The following is an 18,065-nucleotide window of genomic DNA, read 5'->3' as shown; positions in this document are numbered from 1 at the left end:
TTTATAGCAAACAGGCGTGGATATCCAGTCGCTGATCGCACTATAATGGAAGTAGTTCAAACATAGGTTGGAAAGACATGGTGATGGAGAACAATGAACGAATTACCGATTCAGCGGGTTCTGCCCGAGCTTCTGGACCGATTGCGCCGCGGCGGTTCCGCGGTCCTTGTCGCCGAACCGGGAGCGGGAAAAACGACGCAGGTCCCGCTTGCATTCATACATGAGGAGTGGCTGTCCGGACGTAAAATCGTCATGCTGGAGCCGCGCCGCCTGGCCGCCCGTTCGGCGGCCGAATACATGTCCCGGATGCTTGGCGAGCAGCCGGGAGGGACGGTCGGCTACCGCGTCAGAATGGATAGCCGGACAAGCCGCGCGACCAAAATCGAAGTCGTTACCGAAGGCATATTGACGCGAATGCTGCAAAGCGATCCCGGTCTGGAAGACGTCGGCATGATCATTTTTGACGAATTCCATGAGCGGAACCTGCAAGGGGATTTGGGGCTTGCCCTGGCATTGGAAGCCAAGGCCGCTTTGCGGGAGGATCTCCGCATCCTGGTGATGTCCGCAACGCTTGAAGCCGAGCCGGTGGCCGCGCTGCTTGGAAATGCCCCTGTCGTGAACTGCCCCGGCAGGCAGTTTCCGGTCGAAACGGTTTATAGGCCGCCCGCTGCCGGCACGCCGCTGGAAAAACATATGGCGGCCGTCATTCGCGAGGCGTCCGCCAGCCACCCCGGCGACGTGCTTGCCTTCCTTCCGGGCCGGGGAGAAATCCGCCGGGTCCAAGCCGAAATTGAAAGCGGCGGCATCCCGGCAGACTGCGTGGTCCGGCCGCTGTATGGCCAGCTGCCGCAAAAGGAGCAGGAGGCCGCCGTGCTTCCCGATCCGCAAGGCAGGCGCAAATGGATCCTCGCGACGTCGATCGCGGAAACGAGTTTGACGATCGACGGCGTACGCATCGTCGTCGATTGCGGTTATATGCGCACGCAGCTGTTTTCCGCCCGGACAGGCATGCCGTATCTGGCGACGGACCGGGTCTCCCGCGCTTCCGCGGACCAACGCAGGGGCCGTGCGGGCCGTACGGCTCCCGGCATCGCGTACCGGTTGTGGAGCCATGAGGTGCAAAATCATCTGCGTCCGCGGAATACCCCCGAAATGTTGCAAACCGACCTGGCCCCGCTCGCCCTGGAACTTGCCGCCTGGGGCGTGCAGGATCCGCGGGACATGCTTTGGCTTGATCCTCCGCCGGAAACCGCGTACGAGCGGGGAAAAGAGCTGCTGCAGCGCCTCGGCGCCGCCCGTCCGGACGGTTCCGTGACGGAAAAGGGCAGAAAAATGGCGGAGTTGGGCCTGCATCCGAGGTTGTCGGCGATGATGCTTCAAGCGGAGGAGATGGGGCAAAGCGGGCTGGCCGCCGTCCTTGCCGCCGTATTGCAGGAGCGGGACATCTTCCGCGCCGGCCCGGGGGCAGGTACGGATTCGGATATCCGGAGCCGTGTGCAGGCCGTAAACCGGTGGGAACAGCAAGGCGTTGCGGGCCCCCATATAGACGAAGCGGCCTTAAAACGAATCGCCCAGGAAAGCCGGTACATGCACAAACGGCTTGAAACGAAAGCGGCCGGGACTTGGCAGATCGAAAAAAGCGGCCTGCTCCTGTCCTTCGCCTATCCGGACCGGATCGGCCAAAGCCGTGGCGGCGGAAAATTTCTGCTGACATCCGGGCGCGGGGTGGAACTGCCCGGAGAGCAGCCGCTAAGCCGCGAGGCCTATGTGACGGTGGCGGCGGTGGACGACAGGAAGGGAGCGGAAGGGAAGATTCTGCTCGCCGCTCCCGTCAGCCTTGAAGACCTTCGGCGGCATCACGGGGACGACATTACGGAGGAGACGACCGTAGAATGGGACCCGTCGCTGGGCGGCGTAAAATCCCGCCATCAGCTGCGCCTCGGCGCGATCGTCCTGCGCGAGTCGCCTGCCGCCCAGCCGCCGGCGGAAGCGGTGGCGCAGGCTTTGCTGGACGGGATCCGCGCCGAAGGGCTGGGGATCCTTGCCTGGACCAAGCAGGCGGTGCAGCTTCGCCAGCGCCTGCAGCTTATGCACGAGGCTGACCCCGATTGGCCGGACATGGGGGACGAGGCTCTGCTGGAACATCTGGAGGAATGGCTGCTGCCCTATCTTTACGGCATCAAAAGCCGGAGCGGCCTTCAGAAGCTGCAGCTGGTTCCGATCCTCGAGCAGATGGTCGGATGGGACAAAAAGTCCCGGCTCGATCAAGAAGCGCCGACGCATATCACCGTCCCGAGCGGCTCAAAAATCGCCGTGGACTACAGCGATCCGAAGCAGCCGGTGCTGGCGGTAAAGCTGCAGGAAATGTTCGGGCTTCATGAAACGCCGAAAATCTGCTTCGGCCAAATCCCTTTGACCATTCATCTGCTGTCGCCGGCGCAGCGGCCGGTTCAAATCACTTCGGATTTGGCGAGCTTTTGGAAACACGGATATTTTGAAGTGAAAAAGGATTTGAAAGGACGGTATCCGAAGCATTACTGGCCGGACGACCCGCTGGAAGCGATCCCGACGAGACGCACGCGTCCCCAATAATAGCGATACAAACAAGGCTTCTGCATTCGCAGAGGCCTTTTTCTATCGGCGGTTACGAGCCGGTAAAAGGACTTATCGCCGGCGCGGCATCATTTTACGAACTTTGCTTGCCCACCTGATATCCCTTTCCCATTGCTCCGACGCGTCGGCCGTCAGCCAATCTTGATCGAGGCATAACTTAAGCAAGCGTTCCTCCAAATAGATGGAATGCATGAGATGAACCAAAAGCTCTTCCATAAGCGCGTCATCTGCGGCAGCTTCGATGCATTCCGCCAGCAATGTCATGCGCAGCCGGTTATCCTGCAGCATGTCCTGCGCGATGAATTGATCATTAAACGCTTTGATGCCCAGCAAGCTTTCCGTCACGGGATTCAAAGGTAGACACCTCGCTTTTTGCTCTTCGAAAAATTCAGCCGGGATTTTACCGGCGGTCCAACCTGTCGTCAAAAGCATCCAGCAGCCGCCGATTCAGTTCCGCATACTCCATTGCGAGCCCTGCAAGCTCCGGAGAGGTGATCAATTGGACGAACGTGCCGGATTTGACAAGCCGCAGCGTCTCATGCCGAAGAAGGCCTTGCCATTGGAAGCAGGCTGCCGCAGTGTTTGGAATAGGGGACGAGTGCCCGGACATTTTTTCCATAGACGTACTCCATTCTCTTTCGGCATATTATGAGCGGAAAAAAGCGGTTTTATGAGCGGATCTGCAGGTTTGCTTCGATCTCCGGAATGAAGTGCTCTTTTTTAAAATAAGGGTTGACTAATATCTAAATATCATGTATCTTTAAATCAAGATAAACAACAAACGCATAGGAGTGAAAATATGATTCGTTTATTCAAAGCTTAGCGCTTATTTTTTTGAACTTATATCTTAAAATAAAGCTAATTAAAATAAAGAATAAATAATAATGGAGGAATGAATAATGATGATAGCTTGGGGATTATTGATAATCCGTTTGATCGTCGGATTGACGTTTGTCGGGCACGGAGCCCAAAAATTGTTTGGATGGTTCGGCGGTCCGGGCATAAAAGGCACGGCCGGCTGGTTCGGGTCCATCAACATCAAACCGGCGTTGCCGATGGCCGTCCTGGTCGGATTGTTCGAACTGGTGGGCGGGCTGCTGTTTGCGGCAGGCCTTTTTACGCCGGTAGGTGCGGCGATGTTGGCCGTGACGATGTTGGGAGCCATCTTGACGGTTCATATAAAAAACGGTTTCTGGAGCACTTCGGGCGGCATCGAATTCAACCTGATCCTGCTTGCGGTCGTGGTGGGCGTTGCGTTGACCGGTCCGGGAGCTTATCATCTGTTTTAATGACACTGCCAGAACAACCCGTATTTGAAGGAGGTAATTGCCGTGAGAATTCGTTTGTACACGCCTGCGATGCAGGGAAAAGGCAAATTTGACGGAGGAAACATCACGGAGCAGAAACCGATCGGTTTTCCGGGCGAAGGCTCCGTCATCAACCGCGTAGGTCCGTTATATTACTGGGCATGGGCCCACACGTCGAAGGAAGGCTACGTTCCGCTGCATCCCCACTATGGTTTCGAAATTATGACGTACGTGATTCGGGGGACCGCCGAACATGGCGATTCCCTCGGCACCCGCAGCACGATCGGCGAAGGCGGGGTGCAGGTGATCAAAGCCGGCAGCGGCGTCAGCCATGAAGAACGTTTTATCGGTCCGGATATGGAGGCTTTTCAAATCTGGTTCGAACCTGACCTGAAGCTGGAGGCGAAAAAAAAGCCGGCTTACGAACAGTTTGATCGGGACGACATCCCGTCCAAAGAGCAAAACGGCAGCCGCGTGAAACAGATATTGGGCGGAGAATCGCCGATCCTGCTGACGGCCGATGCCCGGATGTGGGACGTTGAGCTCAAGCCCGGCCATGAATACGCCCATACCCTGTCCAAAGGCATGACGTTAACCGCCCTGGCGGTTCGAGGCGCGGGGAGCTGGAAGGAAGGGGAAGCTCATGAGGAAGCTTTTCATGAGCGGGATTTCATGCTGCTGACAACGGACCGCGAGGAGGATGTATTCCTTCATGCCGGTGACGAGGCCGTAAGAATGCTGCTGATCGAAGTTCCGGAACGGGTGCATTACGGGCTTTTGCCGAAAAAATTCTAAAAACATTTGTCAAAAGAGCGCAGCGGATGCTATAGTCTGTCTGGCGCTCTTTTTGGCTTTTCTGCTTCAGATACCGCATAACGGGGTTAACGATAACCAAAAATACTTTTGATTTCAAAGGGAGGGTGGACATGCCGAAAAAAGCCAGAATACGTGAAATCGAATTGCTGCGAGGTCTGGCTTTTTTGGCCGTTGCGCTTCAGCACGCGATCGCCCATTACGCCGGCCTGAACGAGGCCCGGATGGAGGACGGGGTCTTGATGGCCATCCTCCTGCTGGCCGCCAAGTTTGCCGTGCCTGTCTTCATTTTTATCACGGGCATGGTATTGTTTTATAACTATGACGGGCAGCTGCGGTACGGCTCGTTTTTGCGCAAGCGGTTCGGGGATATCGTGGTTCCCTATATCTTGTGGTCTGCGGTATATTTTACGGAAAACCCGGGATGGAACGGGGATCTTCTGCACCGGCTCGAAACGTTTGCCAGCCATCTCGTCACCGGCAAAAACAGCTACCATTTATGGTACATCGTCATGATCGTTCAATTTTATGCGCTGTTCCCGGTACTGCGCTGGCTCATGCGCGCATGCGCGCAAAGGATCCCGTTCCGGTGGCGGGCTGCCGCATTGACGGGGGCAGGCATGTTATGCCTCCTGCTTGTCTATCATTTGTTTCGGATATCAGGATTTATGTCGGAGGCGGGGATTCCGTTTTTGACGCCGTTTTTTACGGCATACGCGGACCGCAATTTTTTGTATTTTGCCTTTTATTTCATCCTCGGGGCTGCGGCCGGAATGGCTCCCGATCGCTGGAGTTATTGGCTTGCCCGGGGAAAGGCGGCGTACTTGGCCGTTTTCGCCTTGCTGTTCGGATATTATATGTATATAACGGTGCAGGGTTTTGCGACCCCGGACGGTGTCCATATTTCTTTTATCGGGCTCAGTCTGCTGCGGCCGCTGATCATGGTTTTTCTCGTCAGCTCGATTTTCGTATTTTATGCCTGGTCCAAATCATGGTCGGAATCTTCAGGGCCGACCGTCCATAGGGCGATGAATTTTCTCGGCCGATATTCGTACGGCGCTTATTTGGCCCATGCGCTGATGCTGCGCCAAAGCTACAGGGTGGATGCCTGGCTGTTTGCCGGATGGAACGTGACGCTGCGGATGCTGATGTCTTTCCTGGTCTGCGTGGTTTTGTCTTATGCGGTAACCGTCGCCCTGTCTTATTTGCCGTTCGGCAAATGGACGGCCGGGGTTTCTTCGCTGCGGCGAAAACCGCGGGGATCCGTTCCGGCGCAAGGACAACCGTCTGTACGGAATTTCGACGGCAGCTGATACCGATCGGCAGCAAACGACCCTCGCTTTTTACAACCATCGTTAGCCAACGGACGATTTCGTAAAAGGCGGGGGATTTTTCGAGTCCTGATCTTACAATTTCAACACATGAAAAATTCATAATAGAAAAACCATAAACGTTCTTCCGCACCCGTCCTGCCGTTTGCCTTCCGGTTGCATTCTTCCGCATGGTTGAAACGAAGTGAATGCTTCATGTCATGCTTTTTTGAAAATAGTGGTTTATAATGGAATTAGCGAAGGAGCAAAGGGGGAAGCGGCGGTGGCTTTTATGATTGCCCAGCGTGCTTTTATTAAAACGTATTTGATTACGATGGTGGAACAGCACCGGGGATACGGCTATCAAATGCTGGAAGAAATGAGGCAGGAATTCAAGTCGTTCGGGTATTCGCCGCCCCAAAGCGAAATTTATCGCGCGCTGCATGAGCTGGTGCAGGAGGGCGTTTTTTACCGGACCAAGCAGCTGAAAGGCAACGATCCCCGCGTGGATTTCCAGGAGATCGTGCTGTACCATTTTACCGAAGACGGCCGCGAAAAGGCCAAGCTGTACAAAAAACAGGTCAAAGCCGATCTGGATCGCTGCCTCGGCATGCTGAACAAAGCCGTAAAAGACAATTATTGACGTTCGACGCGAAACCCCGAATCTCCAATCGGAGAAACGGGGTTGTTTTTGCGGCTAGAGCCGTTTGCCGGATGATGCGGGTCGTTCCTGCCGGAAGCGTCGACGACCAACATGCGCGGTTCACGCAGCGGATTCATTCCAAGAAGCAGGGAAAACGCTTGCGTATTGGAATATTCTCCAAAAAAACGGCCAACCATTTTCATCTTGGGCCCGGTTGTGATATAAAAGTGAATGGGGATGTATATAATGAAACGACTGCCCCGTTTTTTGAGTCGCAACATATTTGGAGGTATTGGCAATGGATGAGCATATGCAGCGCCGACTGGATAAACAGAGAAAGCTGTTTAAGCAGCTGGGTATACATTTGGATGCTCTTTCGATCCACGAAAAAGTGTTCAGCACCAAACTTAGAGGATACGATCCGGAAGAGGTCGATTCCTACCTGGATGAAATTATTAGCGATTATGAACGATTTTACGCAACCATTTCCGATCTGATGGATAAATGGCAGGAGCAGCAGGTTGCGCTGCGCGAGATGAAGTCGAGCTCCCGCCCCGAACCCGACCGGTTCGCGATCGATCCGAAGCAAATCGAGGAGATCGTGCTCAAAATGGAGTACAACCTCAGACAGCTGAAAACGAAGATCCGTCCGGAACCCGACTTTTTTGTGGATTAATCCATAAAGCCCTACATACGCGTGTGATCATGCCCCCTAAGGAGCGGAAGCTTTTTTGGGGGTTTTGTTTTGCAGTCCACAAAAATAAGAAGTGGGAAGGGTTGTTACATGGTGGTAAAATAAGGGCGGGTATTCTGCTTGAAGCACAGGCGAAATGAACGAAAGGAAGGATCGCCATTAAACCGACCGAAGATTTTCTCGTGCAGCAGGTGAACAAAGGCAAGAGAATAGCGTTGACGCTGATCGGTTCCAATCTGCTGCTTGTTTTGCTCGTGGAAATGTTGAGGCTGTCCCAGGGCATATTCTCCAATCTTCTTGGAACCGCCGTTTGGATTGTGACGATGATTTTAATCTATTGCGGCGTGAAAAAAGCCAAATGGGCGTTCGTCATCTTTACGGCATGGAATATCGTTATGCTCATCGCGGCATGGGCGGGAGAAGTAGTCATCTCCCCTTTACCGATGAATCTTTGGATTTTTGCGATGGCAGCTTTTTTGCTTCAAATCGCGACATCCGTCGTATTTGTCTTTTCAACCAGCGTCAATGATTTTTTATATAAGCAGGGGCATTAAAAGCAACAAATCATTATTTTTGCCCAAAAGGAGACGGAGAATGATGAAAGACCCCATTTTTATCGTGCAAGCAACCGTAAAAGACTTGGAGCAACTGGCTTCCGTATTCGACCAATACCGCGTGTTTTACAAACAAGCATCGGATCTGGAAGCCGCGAAGCAATTTCTGTTCGATAAATTCGAGCACCGGGAATCGGTTATCTTTTTGGCGAAGCATCAGCCGTCGGATCAAATCGTCGGGTTTACGCAGCTGTACCCGTCCTTTTCGTCGATTTCCTTGCAGCGGACTTGGATTTTAAACGACTTGTTCGTATGCGCCGACTATCGGAAACAGGGGATTGCCACAGCGTTGTTGAATCAAGCCAAGGAATTTGCCGCATTAACTAAAGCCAAGGGCCTCGAGCTAAGCACCGCAACCGACAATGCCGCGGCCCAAAAATGTTACGAGGCGCTCGGATACCAACGCGACGACGATTTTTATCATTATTTCTTGAAGGTGTAGATATCACGGGAGCAGAGGGGGCGTGCGCGATGAACATTTTGTGGGATTTCGACGGGACGTTGTTTGATACATACCCGGCTTTTACGAATATTTTTTATGACATATTGGGCGGGGAGATTTCGAAAGAGGAGATCTACTCCCATCTCAAAATCTCGATGACCCACGCGGTCCGTCATTTTGGATTTACGGAACAGCAGATTCGCAATTGGAGAAACAGGGAAACCATTCATCCGGGCGAGACGCTCCCTTTTTCGGGCGTGGAAAAGGTTTTGAAATTTGCGGATCTCAACGTCATCATGACGCATAAACCGCGGAAAGAAGTGCTCGAAATCCTTGAATATTATCAATGGGAGCCGTATTTTCGGCATATCGTCGCCGGGGACGACGGATTTCCGAGAAAGCCCGATCCGGCATCCTATCGATTTTTGCATGACGAATATGGAATCGATCTGGCGATCGGCGACCGCGAGATCGACATTTTGCCGGCAAAAGCGATCGGCATCAAAACCTGCTTGTTCCAAAACCAAACGCCGGGAGCGGATCTATATTTGGAGCGGTACGAGGATTTTTTCGAGATGATTGCGGATATGAAATTAGCGGGGGAACGAAGCCCAGGAGGGAACCGGGCATGAGAACGATCGAATTCGACTATCCGATGGCACGCCAAACTTACAAATCCGCAGGGCATCGCGATCTGTCGCTTTATATTTCCTATCCCGAGAAACAGGGCGCGGAAAGGCCCGCCATTTTATTTTTTAATGGGGGAAGCTTTGGGAAAGGTCCATTGACGCCCGCGCAGTTCCAGCATCAGGCGAAATATTTTTCGTCAATAGGGCTGGTTGCGATTTGCGTGGATTACCGCAACGGGCATGACGAGGATTTTACCCCGATCCAGGCCATCTGCGACGTCAAATCCGCCGTCCGTTGGGTGAGGGACCATCACGCGGAATTAGGCGTTAATCCGCATAAAATCGCCGTTTGCGGCGCTTCGGCGGGTGGATATATCACCGTCTCCTCCCACATGTTTCCGGAAATCGACGATGAAGACAACGATACGGATCATCGTGCCAACGCGTTGATCGTGTTTTCCGCCGTGATGGACGGGGTGGACATCATGACCCGCCGTTACCCCGAACTGCTGAATATTGCGGAAAGCTTGTCGCCGCTTCATCATATAAAGCCGTGTCTGCCCCCGACACTTTGGATGTGCGGGACAGCGGACGAAGACTGTGAACAAGACCAGGCATTCACGGCGCGGATGAACGAAGTCGGGAATGAAATTCGCTTTCTTACCTATGAAGGCATGGAGCACGGCTTTTTTAATTACGGACGCCATGAAAACATCTATTTTGAAAAAACGAAGCGGGAGATCGAAAGTTATCTAAAAGAGATGAACTTTTTGTAGGATGGCATGATAACTATAGAAGTACGGCATTAAAAGCCTGTTGGCAGCAACAGGTTTTTTTGTCGTCCGAAAACGCCCGCCTCCCTTTTGAACCTCTGGATTTTGGGATGACCACCGGCGTTTGAGGTGCTAGACAACAGGTTGAAATTTCTAAAATTGTGGTTGGAATCGAAGATTTTATATCCGGCAAAAACCAGTATAGTTATTAAATAAAGCGCTTACCAAGCGGTTGAAAGATTTGCAGAATGAACATCCAAAATCCAAAAATCCAAACAAAACGGGGGAGTAGGACATGAAATTTCGCAAACGATGGCTGGCTGTAACGTTAGCGGCGATGATGTTGGCCTTGGCCGGCTGCGGCGGCAGCGCTGCAGGCACGGATGGGCAAGCGTCAAGCGGGGAGAGCGGAAGCGCCGAATCCAAAGGCGGGGACGTGACCCTGGAGCTGCTGTATTGGGGAGACGATGCGCAAAAACAGCTGGTGGAAAAGACCATCGAGAAATATACCGCGGAAACGGGGGTCAAGGTCCATGCCCAGGTGCTGCCGGCGGACGGGACGTTCGATACGTTCATTCAGACGCGGCTGGAATCCGGCGAACTGCCGGACATCAGCTACATGGGCGAAGGGGACATCCAGAAATATTACGAAATGGGCATTCTGGCGGATATCGGCGATCTGATCGATAACGGAACCATTCCGAAAAAGCTTGATGCCATCACGATCCATTCCCCGGACCAAAAGGTGATCGGCGTCGGGTTGTCCAACCAAATGGAGCTGCTGTTCTACAGCAAATCCAAATTCGACGCGGCAGGGATTCCTTATCCTCCGACCAAGGTCGAAGAGGCTTGGGATTGGGACACCTTCGTGAAATACGCAAAAGCCTTGACGACGGACACGAGCGGCAAAACGGCGGCCGATTCCGGATTTGACGCGGCCAAAACGGAAAATTACGGGCTTGGGTTCACGGCGGGCCGCGAGTTCCACCATTTCTGGGCGGCGAACGCCAACGGCGGAGGCATCGTTTCTGCCGACGGCAAACAGTTTTTATGGGATTCGCAGGCATCCATCGACGGCATTCAGAAGCTGGCGGACTTGGTCAACAAGGACAAGGTGGCTTCAAGCTTCACCTATACATGGAATTCGGGCATCGGTTCGGCGGTGGACGCTTTGAGCGGCGGTTACGCGATGGCCATCAGCGGATCCTGGGATCTGGCGAACATCAACGGAAACGAAGACATCGGGGTAGGCGTATTGCCGAAAATGAAGCAGGCCGTCACGATGAACTGCGGCGCACCGCTTGTCGTCTATAAATCTTCAAAGCATATCGAAGAAGCGAAAAAGTTTTACGCCTATATGGTGAATCCGGAAAACAGCCTGGATCTGTTGAAATCCGGGGCATGGCTTCCGAACCAGGCGGATTGGTACACCGATGCCGCGCTGGTCGATAAGTGGACGGCCGATTTGCCTGTCAGCGCCAAGGAAACGATTTTGAGCTATTCCAACACGAAAGACGCTATCGTGCAATGGCCTGCTTATTACGTGCCCGCTTATCTGCGGATGAATACGGAATACGAAAAGGCAATCGACCAGGCGTTATCCGGCCAAAAAACGGTCAAGGAAGTGTACGCGTCCGTCATGCCGACGATTAAAAAGCTGTGGGAAAGCGGCAAGGTTTCGGAGTAGCCGGGAGTTATTCACATTCAGTACAGGAAAGGGCTATTGGATATGGAGATCAAACGCAACACCAGCCAAAACATCGTTCCGAAGCATTCCCGTCTCAAAGGGAGCGCCAAAGAGGCCGTCGCCGGTTATTTGTTTGCCGCTCCCGCGATTCTGGGATTTCTTATCCTCACCTTGTACCCGATGCTGGCGAGCCTCGTGTACAGCTTCCACAAAATCACGATCGTCCGTGGTCATCAGGTCATGAAATGGGTCGGGCTGAACAATTTCAAAACGATTTTCTACGGTCCCGGCTCGGAATTCGGCAAGTCCATATCGGTGACGCTCATCTATTCGTTCATCAACGTGTTTCTGGTGATCGTGTTCTGCCTGGCGGTCGCCCTGCTGCTGAACCGGAAATTCGTTGGCCGAAATTTGCTGCGCGCCGTGTTTTTCCTGCCCTCGGTCATTCCGATGCTGGCGACGACCATCGTCTGGCAGATGCTGCTGCAGAATCAGGCCAAGGGCGGGCTGGTCAACTGGCTGCTGCTGAAGCTCGGGGCGACGCCGGTCGATTTTTTGAACGACGCGACCAACATCTTCGGCACGTTGTTTCTGATGAGCTTATGGACCTGCGGCGGGACGATCGTCGTGTTTCTGGCGACGCTGCAGGACGTGCCGGGCGAGCTGCTCGAAGCGGTCGAAATGGACGGGGGCAATGCCTGGCATAAATTTGCCAAGGTCACGTATCCGACGATCAAACCGGTGCTGTTTTTCCAGCTCATCATGTGCATGATGACGTCGATCCAGATTTACACCCAAAGCGTGGTGCTGTCGCGGAACGGCGCGCCGGACCGGATGACTTATTTCATCAACGTGATGATCTATGACCACTCCTTCGTGCAAACGGGCATGCGCGGGCTCGCGTCGGCCGAAGCCTGGCTCGTCTTCCTCATTACAATGGTTATTACCGGTATCCTGTTTTATTTTCAGGGCGCGCTAAAGAGAGATAAATCGACGGTGCGAAACCGAAGGGGGAGAGCGTAATGGCAGCGACAGCGATTCATGGAGCGGGCATCCGCCGAACCAAAGCGCGGAAACAGACGATTCACCGCCTGCTGGTTGTCCTTTCGGTTGTTCTCGGGCTTGCGATGGCGTTCCCGTTGTACTGGCTGCTGCGCGGTTCGTTCGTCAGCCATGCGGAAATATTGGCGCGTCCGCCGGTGTTTTTTCCGTCGGCATTCAGCATCGACAATTTCAGCCGGGCCGTCGACCGGATCGACTTTTCCCGGCAGCTGTGGAATTCGGTTTCGATCGTCGTCCCTTACGTGGTGTTTAACGTGATCACGACCAGCTTTGCGGGGTATGCTTTCGCCAAACTGCGGTTCCCGCTCCGCGGCATGTGGTTTGCGCTTGTCATCAGCACGATGATGCTGCCCAGCGCGGTGACGCTGATTCCGCAATATTCCTTGTTTACGAGCCTCGGGCTCGCCGGCAAACCGGCTTTGATCATTCCGGCCATATTCTGTGCAGGGGGGAATGCCTATTTCGTCTTTTTGCTGCGGCAATTTTTCGTGACCATACCGGATGAGCTGCTGGAGGCGGCCAAAATCGACGGGGCCGGATATTTCCGCATTTATTTGAAGATCATGCTGCCTTTGATTCGCCCGGCATTGATCGTGGTGGCGCTGTTCAGCTTCATCAACAATTGGAATGACTTTTTCTACACGATGATTTATTTGAAAAAAGAAGCCGATTATACGCTGCCGATGGGGCTCTATATCGTCAACGGCATGCGGATTCCGAACTACGAGCAGGTGATGGCGCTTGCGCTCATCGTTACCGCGCCGTGCCTTGCGTTCTTTTTTGTCGGCAACAAGTATTTTGTTGAGGGGATTACGTTAACGGGAATCAAAGGATAAGGGAGGCATGGATACACGTGAAAACAGGCAAAACATGGCTTGGAAAAGGGGCGGCGGCCCTCATCAGCGTGGCGCTTGCGTCCGGCGGCGCGGCATCGGCCGCGTTGGCGAATTATACGACGGGATTCGAGGTCCCGGGCGTAGGGCATGATTTCGGAACGGCCACATGGGACAGCGGCAACAAATTTGCAAGCGAAGGCGTCGATTTCAGCAGCCAAACCGTGGGTCAAATGATGAAAACCATCGAAAATTTCGATTTTGAAGCGTTTAAGAAAGACCATCAGGATTTGCCCTGGCTTGATTCCCTGCTCGTCAACAAAGGCGTCATTCCGGACGACATCGACGATGAGGGCGGCGCCAACACGTTGTTCAGCCGCGGGAGCGCCTTGTTCATGAAAACCCAGGACAATACGAAGCTGGGATTTGCCGGGAAGGTGTATTACGCGGATACGCTCAACCAGGATGTGATGTATTCGGTCAGCTTGTCCATCGGCGACGTCCGCGAAGACAAAAACGCGAGAAAAAATTATCCGAGCCATGAGGATCAGACATACACGAGCGGAGCGCTGCAGGTACATCAAAAGAAATTCATCACCTATTACAACTCGGCGGTGACGCTGCTGGACTTTCATAATCCGACTTCGGAAGACGTCAAGCTGACGATCCAGGTCAAGTCTCCGTTTGCCCCCGTCGCCGAAGGGGACGAAATGGTTGGCAAACGCGTAGCTGCCCCGCTTATGATCGGCACCGACGGCAGCAAGTTCGTCAAGGCGATGTCCTATGTCGACGTCCGTCTCAGCGGGAACGGCATGAAACCGGGCGGTCAAGGATTGGTGAAGGAAATCGTCGTCCCGGCCGGCGGCACCGCCTCGCAAAAAATCACGATGGGCTGGCTCGCCGACGAAATCCCGAAATCGAAGACGCAATACGAAGAATACAAAAAGATGGCCGACAACGACGAAGCTTTCGAACGTCAAGTGAAGGAATACAACGAGTGGTGGGCCGACAACATTCCGTACATCGACATTCCCGACGAAAACGTAAAAAAGGTGCTTTATTACCGCTGGTGGTGCAACCGGTTTAACCTGCTGGAAGCCAACATCCCGGGGAACGACTGGCAGTTCCCGATGAACATGGAAGGCGTGCTCGGATACAACAACGGCATTACCGTCAGCGTCCCATGGGCGATGCAGGACCTCAAATGGCTGCGAAACCCGGCGTATGCCTACGGCACCTGGCTCGCGCAAGGGGAATATTCGGAAAACAAAAACTACAAAAACAACCCGGGCCGCCCGAACATCTGGACCTGGGACATGATGCAGAACACCTCCCAAGTGGGATGGGAAGCTTATAAAATCTACGGCGGCGGGAACAAGCTGCTGAAGAAGTTTGCCGATATTTCCGCGAATGACGTGACCGGAACGCTGGAGCACTTCAAGGGCACCAATCCATACCTTGTCTATTACAATCACGCCCCGATTACCGGCAACGACGGGGATACGGTATCGATGCATTGGAACGGCGGGGGCAATTACGCCCGGCTGGACGGCACCTCAACGACGTATGCCAACGCGGTTGCTGCGGCGGAGATGTACGACGAGCTTGGGGACCAAAGCAAGGCCAACAAGGAACGCGAACTTGCGGGCAACATCCGCAGCAGCATTTTGGGCGAGATGTGGTTCGACAGCGCGGATTTCGACGGCGACGGGAAAGCGGACACGAAGGGAGAAGGCAGCTTCCTCCACAAAAAAATCGTAAACGGCGTCGATACCTTCGTCCCTTGGAGGGACAACAACATGTTCGTGTTTAATTTCGGCGTCGTGCCGACGGCGAAAGAGAACGGCTACCAGTCCAAATATTTGACCCAGCTGTCCGACTACGGCGATCCGCAATATTATCCGATTTTTCCGTTTTTCACGGCGGACCAGCACAGCATCATGAAAAGGGTGCAGGCATTCGTGGACGGGAAGACCGACGCCTATGGCACGGACCAATTCGCCTGGTGCAATTTCGGCAATTACATCAATACGATTAGGGCGTCATTGAGGCATTACCCTGTGGACAACATCAATGCGGACACTTACAAAAAGCTGTTCGAATGGGGTGCATGGCTGCATACCGTAGAACCGGGGAATACCGACCACCTGGACTCCAACGAGTTCTTTTGGCTGGAAAACTACTTTTTCGGCACGCAGTGGACCAAGGACAATCCGCCGAACCCGAGCGGGGACATGGTCAGATCATGGATTCACCACGATACGCTCGGCATGATGAATTACACGGTCATGGAGGATATCGCAGGGATTCAGCCAAGAACCGACGACAAAATCGAGCTGTGGCCGATCGGCATCGATTACGACCATTTTGTGGTGGACAACGTGCGTTACCATGACGCCAACCTGTCCATCGTATGGCAGGACCCGGCCAAATACCAAAACAATCCGTATTACAAAGGCATTCCGGCAGGTTTTTCGCTCTTTATCAACGGGGAGCGCGTGCTGACGACAAGCGAAATGTCCCACGTCATTTACGATACGAAAACGGGGAAAGCGGAGCTTCCGAAATCGGATATCGAAGGCGCAGCGGGCAATAATGCGAACACGCAGATCTGGTACGAGAAAAAGGGGAAAAAGGAACGCGTCGCCTCCGTGAAGGACACGTCGCTTGCCGGCGAGCCGCGGGTGGTGGACCTGTTCAACAAAGCCGGGATTGATCTTCAGCATCAAGGCGAAAACCTGGCCATGGCTTCCGGAACGACGATTACGTCGACTTACGTGAGCCCCGAATCGGATATCAAACGTTTGGCCGACGGATCGACGATCGCCTCGACGGACCATGCGGGGAATACGGCGCTGCTCGGAGGAAGTCCGAATCCAAGCGACACGGTCACGTTCGATTTCGGGAAAAAGAAACCGGTCAACAACGTCAAAGTGTATTTCTACAACGACCGGCTCGAAGGGGGCTACGGCACGCCGCAGCAGTTCCTGCTCGAATATTTAGATGCGGACGGGAACACGTGGAAGCCGGTTCCAGGGCAAACCCGTTATCCCGAAACGATCGCCTCCAACTATAACAACGTCGAGTTCGAAACGGTGAAAACGCAGGCCATTCGCCTCAGAGTAACGCATGCGCTTGATGCCCAGACGGGAATCAAGGAAGTGCAGATCTACGACAACAAGCTTAAAAACGTAGCCCCGGCGGTCAACCAGGCGCCGAAGGCGTACATTGGACAGACCGAACGGACGGCCGCGCAGGATGAAACCGTATCGATCCTGCCCGCCATATACGATGACGGATTGTCGGGCAAGGAGCTGATCTATCGATGGAGCAAAACGTCAGGCAGCGGCAGCGTGGAAGAAATGCAGACGGATCGGGCCGAATTGAAGGCCGTGTTCCATGACGTCGGCACCTACGTTTATACGTTGACCGTCAGCGACGGGGAAAAGGAAACGACAATTGACGTGCATATTACCGTTTCCGTTCCGACCCAGGACATTGCCGATATGATTACTGCCTATGCACCAAGGGACAACGGGAAAATTGTCCGGAACAAGGACGATTTCACGCCGGAATCCTGGGATGCGCTGCAAACGGCTTTAACCGAAGCGAAGACATTGCTTGCGGGCAAGGATTATACGCGGGAGCAGGTTGAGGCGGTTCGGGCGAAACTGAAGCAGGCGTCAGACGGGCTTCAAGTGAAAAACGTCGCGCTGCTCGCCAAGGCGACCACTTCCTACTTATCGCCGTGGGAATCCATTGCCGGCGTCAATGACGGATACATCCCTTATACGTCAGCAAGCATCGGCAAACCGGAGGATGAGGTGCAATACGGCAACTGGGCCGGCCCGGCCGAGTCCCATTGGCTGCTGTATACATGGGATCGGCCCGTGAAGCTGTCGCAAAGCTCGATCTACTTTTACGACGACGGCGGCGGCGTTCAGGTTCCGGCCGATTATTCCTTGGAGTACTGGGACGAAACGGCAAAAGAATTCAAACCGGTGACCGGATTGTCCGGAAAAGCGATGAACAAGGACAGTTTTAACGACGTCACCTTCGATGAAATCACGACGACGAAACTCCGCCTCCATTTGATCAGGCAGTCCGGAGCTTGGACCGGCGTGAAGGAGTGGCGGGTACTCGGTCCGGAGGCGGTTGCCGGAAATCCGGGCAGCGGCTCGAACAAGCCGGTTTTGAGCATTGATCCCGTGGAAGCCGAAACCGTCATCGGCGTCGTTCCGCAGCTTCCGGCCACCGTCAACGTCACGTTTGCGGACCAAACGAAAGGCACCAAACCGGTCACCTGGAATGAGGTTCCGTATAACGAGCTGACGACGGCGCATTCCTTCGTCGTCCTCGGACGCGTGGAAGGGACCGAACAATCGGCCAGCTGCCGGATTACCGTCACGTACGACAAGTCAGAGTTGAAAGCTTTGATCGGCCAGGCGCGCGGGGTTTTGGATCACGAGGAGCAATATGAGGCCGCGCCGGAGCAATGGAAAGCGTTGAAGGATGCTCTCGCATCGGCTCAAACCGCCGCTGACGACAAATCGGCGACCGAAGGAGATATAAAGGCAGCTGCAGAGCGCCTGAAGACAGCCTTGGACACCTTTAACATTCAAAAATAGTTTTTACGACTTGGGAG

General features: G+C 53.9%; 16 protein-coding genes. 14 read left to right on the top strand and 2 right to left on the bottom strand.

Annotated elements, in window-relative coordinates:
* Positions 1-93: 93 nt before the first annotated feature.
* A complete protein-coding gene (gene hrpB, locus MKY58_RS16455) occupies positions 94-2,592 on the top strand; it encodes an ATP-dependent helicase HrpB (protein WP_339321239.1) in 2,499 nt (832 codons plus the stop codon).
* A 72-nt stretch (positions 2,593-2,664) separates the two neighbouring features.
* On the opposite strand, the gene MKY58_RS16450 is transcribed toward hrpB, so the two are convergent.
* Together MKY58_RS16450 and MKY58_RS16445 are read right to left on the bottom strand one after the other, a co-directional pair.
* A complete protein-coding gene (locus MKY58_RS16450; protein WP_339321238.1) occupies positions 2,665-2,967 on the bottom strand; it encodes a hypothetical protein in 303 nt (100 codons plus the stop codon).
* Positions 2,968-3,013: 46 nt separating this feature from the next.
* Positions 3,014-3,232 carry a hypothetical protein gene (locus MKY58_RS16445; RefSeq protein WP_339321237.1) on the bottom strand — a complete coding sequence of 73 codons (219 nt, stop codon included), beginning with the start codon at positions 3,230-3,232 and terminating at the stop codon, positions 3,014-3,016.
* Positions 3,233-3,515: 283 nt separating this feature from the next.
* On the opposite strand from MKY58_RS16445, the gene MKY58_RS16440 reads away from it, so the two are divergent.
* From MKY58_RS16440 to MKY58_RS16380, 13 genes are all read left to right on the top strand, one after another.
* A complete protein-coding gene (locus tag MKY58_RS16440; RefSeq protein WP_339325181.1) occupies positions 3,516-3,902 on the top strand; it encodes a DoxX family protein in 387 nt (128 codons plus the stop codon).
* Between the two features lie 42 nt (positions 3,903-3,944).
* Positions 3,945-4,715, top strand: a complete 771-nt coding sequence (locus MKY58_RS16435; protein WP_339321236.1) for a pirin family protein — start codon at positions 3,945-3,947, stop codon at positions 4,713-4,715.
* A 131-nt stretch (positions 4,716-4,846) separates the two neighbouring features.
* Positions 4,847-6,046 (top strand): acyltransferase, encoded by a 1,200-nt coding sequence (locus MKY58_RS16430; protein WP_339321235.1) that lies wholly within the window; start codon positions 4,847-4,849, stop codon positions 6,044-6,046.
* Between the two features lie 280 nt (positions 6,047-6,326).
* On the top strand, positions 6,327-6,686 hold the full coding sequence (locus MKY58_RS16425) for a helix-turn-helix transcriptional regulator (RefSeq protein WP_339321234.1): 360 nt from the start codon (positions 6,327-6,329) through the stop codon (positions 6,684-6,686).
* Positions 6,687-6,984: 298 nt separating this feature from the next.
* The gene (locus MKY58_RS16420) at positions 6,985-7,362 is read left to right on the top strand and encodes a DivIVA domain-containing protein (RefSeq protein WP_036707146.1); all 378 of its coding nucleotides are present in this window, start codon (positions 6,985-6,987) and stop codon (positions 7,360-7,362) included.
* 200 nt (positions 7,363-7,562) lie between these two features.
* Positions 7,563-7,934, top strand: coding sequence for a hypothetical protein (locus MKY58_RS16415; RefSeq protein ID WP_339321233.1), 372 nt, complete (start codon positions 7,563-7,565; stop codon positions 7,932-7,934).
* A gap of 40 nt (positions 7,935-7,974) precedes the next feature.
* On the top strand, positions 7,975-8,436 hold the full coding sequence (locus MKY58_RS16410) for a GNAT family N-acetyltransferase (RefSeq protein ID WP_339321232.1): 462 nt from the start codon (positions 7,975-7,977) through the stop codon (positions 8,434-8,436).
* Positions 8,437-8,465: 29 nt separating this feature from the next.
* Positions 8,466-9,068 carry an HAD-IA family hydrolase gene (locus MKY58_RS16405; protein WP_339321231.1) on the top strand — a complete coding sequence of 201 codons (603 nt, stop codon included), beginning with the start codon at positions 8,466-8,468 and terminating at the stop codon, positions 9,066-9,068.
* Positions 9,065-9,841, top strand: a complete 777-nt coding sequence (locus MKY58_RS16400) for an alpha/beta hydrolase (protein ID WP_339321230.1) — start codon at positions 9,065-9,067, stop codon at positions 9,839-9,841. Before MKY58_RS16405 ends, MKY58_RS16400 begins: the two co-directional genes overlap by 4 nt.
* 292 nt (positions 9,842-10,133) lie before the next feature.
* Entirely contained in the window at positions 10,134-11,525 is a 1,392-nt protein-coding gene (locus tag MKY58_RS16395) for an extracellular solute-binding protein (RefSeq protein WP_339321229.1), read from the top strand.
* A gap of 42 nt (positions 11,526-11,567) precedes the next feature.
* Positions 11,568-12,548, top strand: a complete 981-nt coding sequence (locus MKY58_RS16390; RefSeq protein WP_339321228.1) for a sugar ABC transporter permease — start codon at positions 11,568-11,570, stop codon at positions 12,546-12,548.
* Positions 12,548-13,423 (top strand): carbohydrate ABC transporter permease, encoded by an 876-nt coding sequence (locus tag MKY58_RS16385; RefSeq protein WP_339321227.1) that lies wholly within the window; start codon positions 12,548-12,550, stop codon positions 13,421-13,423. The genes MKY58_RS16390 and MKY58_RS16385 overlap by 1 nt, the downstream gene beginning before the upstream one ends.
* 17 nt (positions 13,424-13,440) lie before the next feature.
* The gene (locus MKY58_RS16380) at positions 13,441-18,048 is read left to right on the top strand and encodes a discoidin domain-containing protein (RefSeq protein WP_339321226.1); all 4,608 of its coding nucleotides are present in this window, start codon (positions 13,441-13,443) and stop codon (positions 18,046-18,048) included.
* The last annotated feature ends 17 nt before the right edge of the window (positions 18,049-18,065 follow it).

The organism is Paenibacillus sp. FSL W8-0194, from assembly GCF_037969745.1.
Lineage (GTDB): Bacteria > Bacillota > Bacilli > Paenibacillales > Paenibacillaceae > Paenibacillus_AQ > Paenibacillus_AQ cookii.
The sequence above is the reverse complement of the archived record's forward strand: the minus strand, read 5'-3'. Positions and strand labels throughout refer to the sequence as shown.

Excerpts from the sequence above, each read along its gene's own strand:
- MKY58_RS16395 (WP_339321229.1), top strand. The coding sequence starts at position 10,134 with ATGAAATTTCGCAAACGATGGCTGGCTGTAACGTTAGCGGCGATGATG.
- MKY58_RS16385 (WP_339321227.1), top strand. The coding sequence starts at position 12,548 with ATGGCAGCGACAGCGATTCATGGAGCGGGCATCCGCCGAACCAAAGCG.
- MKY58_RS16420 (WP_036707146.1), top strand. The coding sequence starts at position 6,985 with ATGGATGAGCATATGCAGCGCCGACTGGATAAACAGAGAAAGCTGTTT.
- hrpB (WP_339321239.1), top strand. The coding sequence starts at position 94 with ATGAACGAATTACCGATTCAGCGGGTTCTGCCCGAGCTTCTGGACCGA.
- MKY58_RS16440 (WP_339325181.1), top strand. The coding sequence starts at position 3,516 with ATGATAGCTTGGGGATTATTGATAATCCGTTTGATCGTCGGATTGACG.
- MKY58_RS16400 (WP_339321230.1), top strand. The coding sequence starts at position 9,065 with ATGAGAACGATCGAATTCGACTATCCGATGGCACGCCAAACTTACAAA.
- MKY58_RS16430 (WP_339321235.1), top strand. The coding sequence starts at position 4,847 with ATGCCGAAAAAAGCCAGAATACGTGAAATCGAATTGCTGCGAGGTCTG.
- MKY58_RS16405 (WP_339321231.1), top strand. The coding sequence starts at position 8,466 with ATGAACATTTTGTGGGATTTCGACGGGACGTTGTTTGATACATACCCG.
- MKY58_RS16390 (WP_339321228.1), top strand. The coding sequence starts at position 11,568 with ATGGAGATCAAACGCAACACCAGCCAAAACATCGTTCCGAAGCATTCC.
- MKY58_RS16445 (WP_339321237.1), bottom strand. The coding sequence starts at position 3,232 with ATGGAAAAAATGTCCGGGCACTCGTCCCCTATTCCAAACACTGCGGCA.
- MKY58_RS16410 (WP_339321232.1), top strand. The coding sequence starts at position 7,975 with ATGATGAAAGACCCCATTTTTATCGTGCAAGCAACCGTAAAAGACTTG.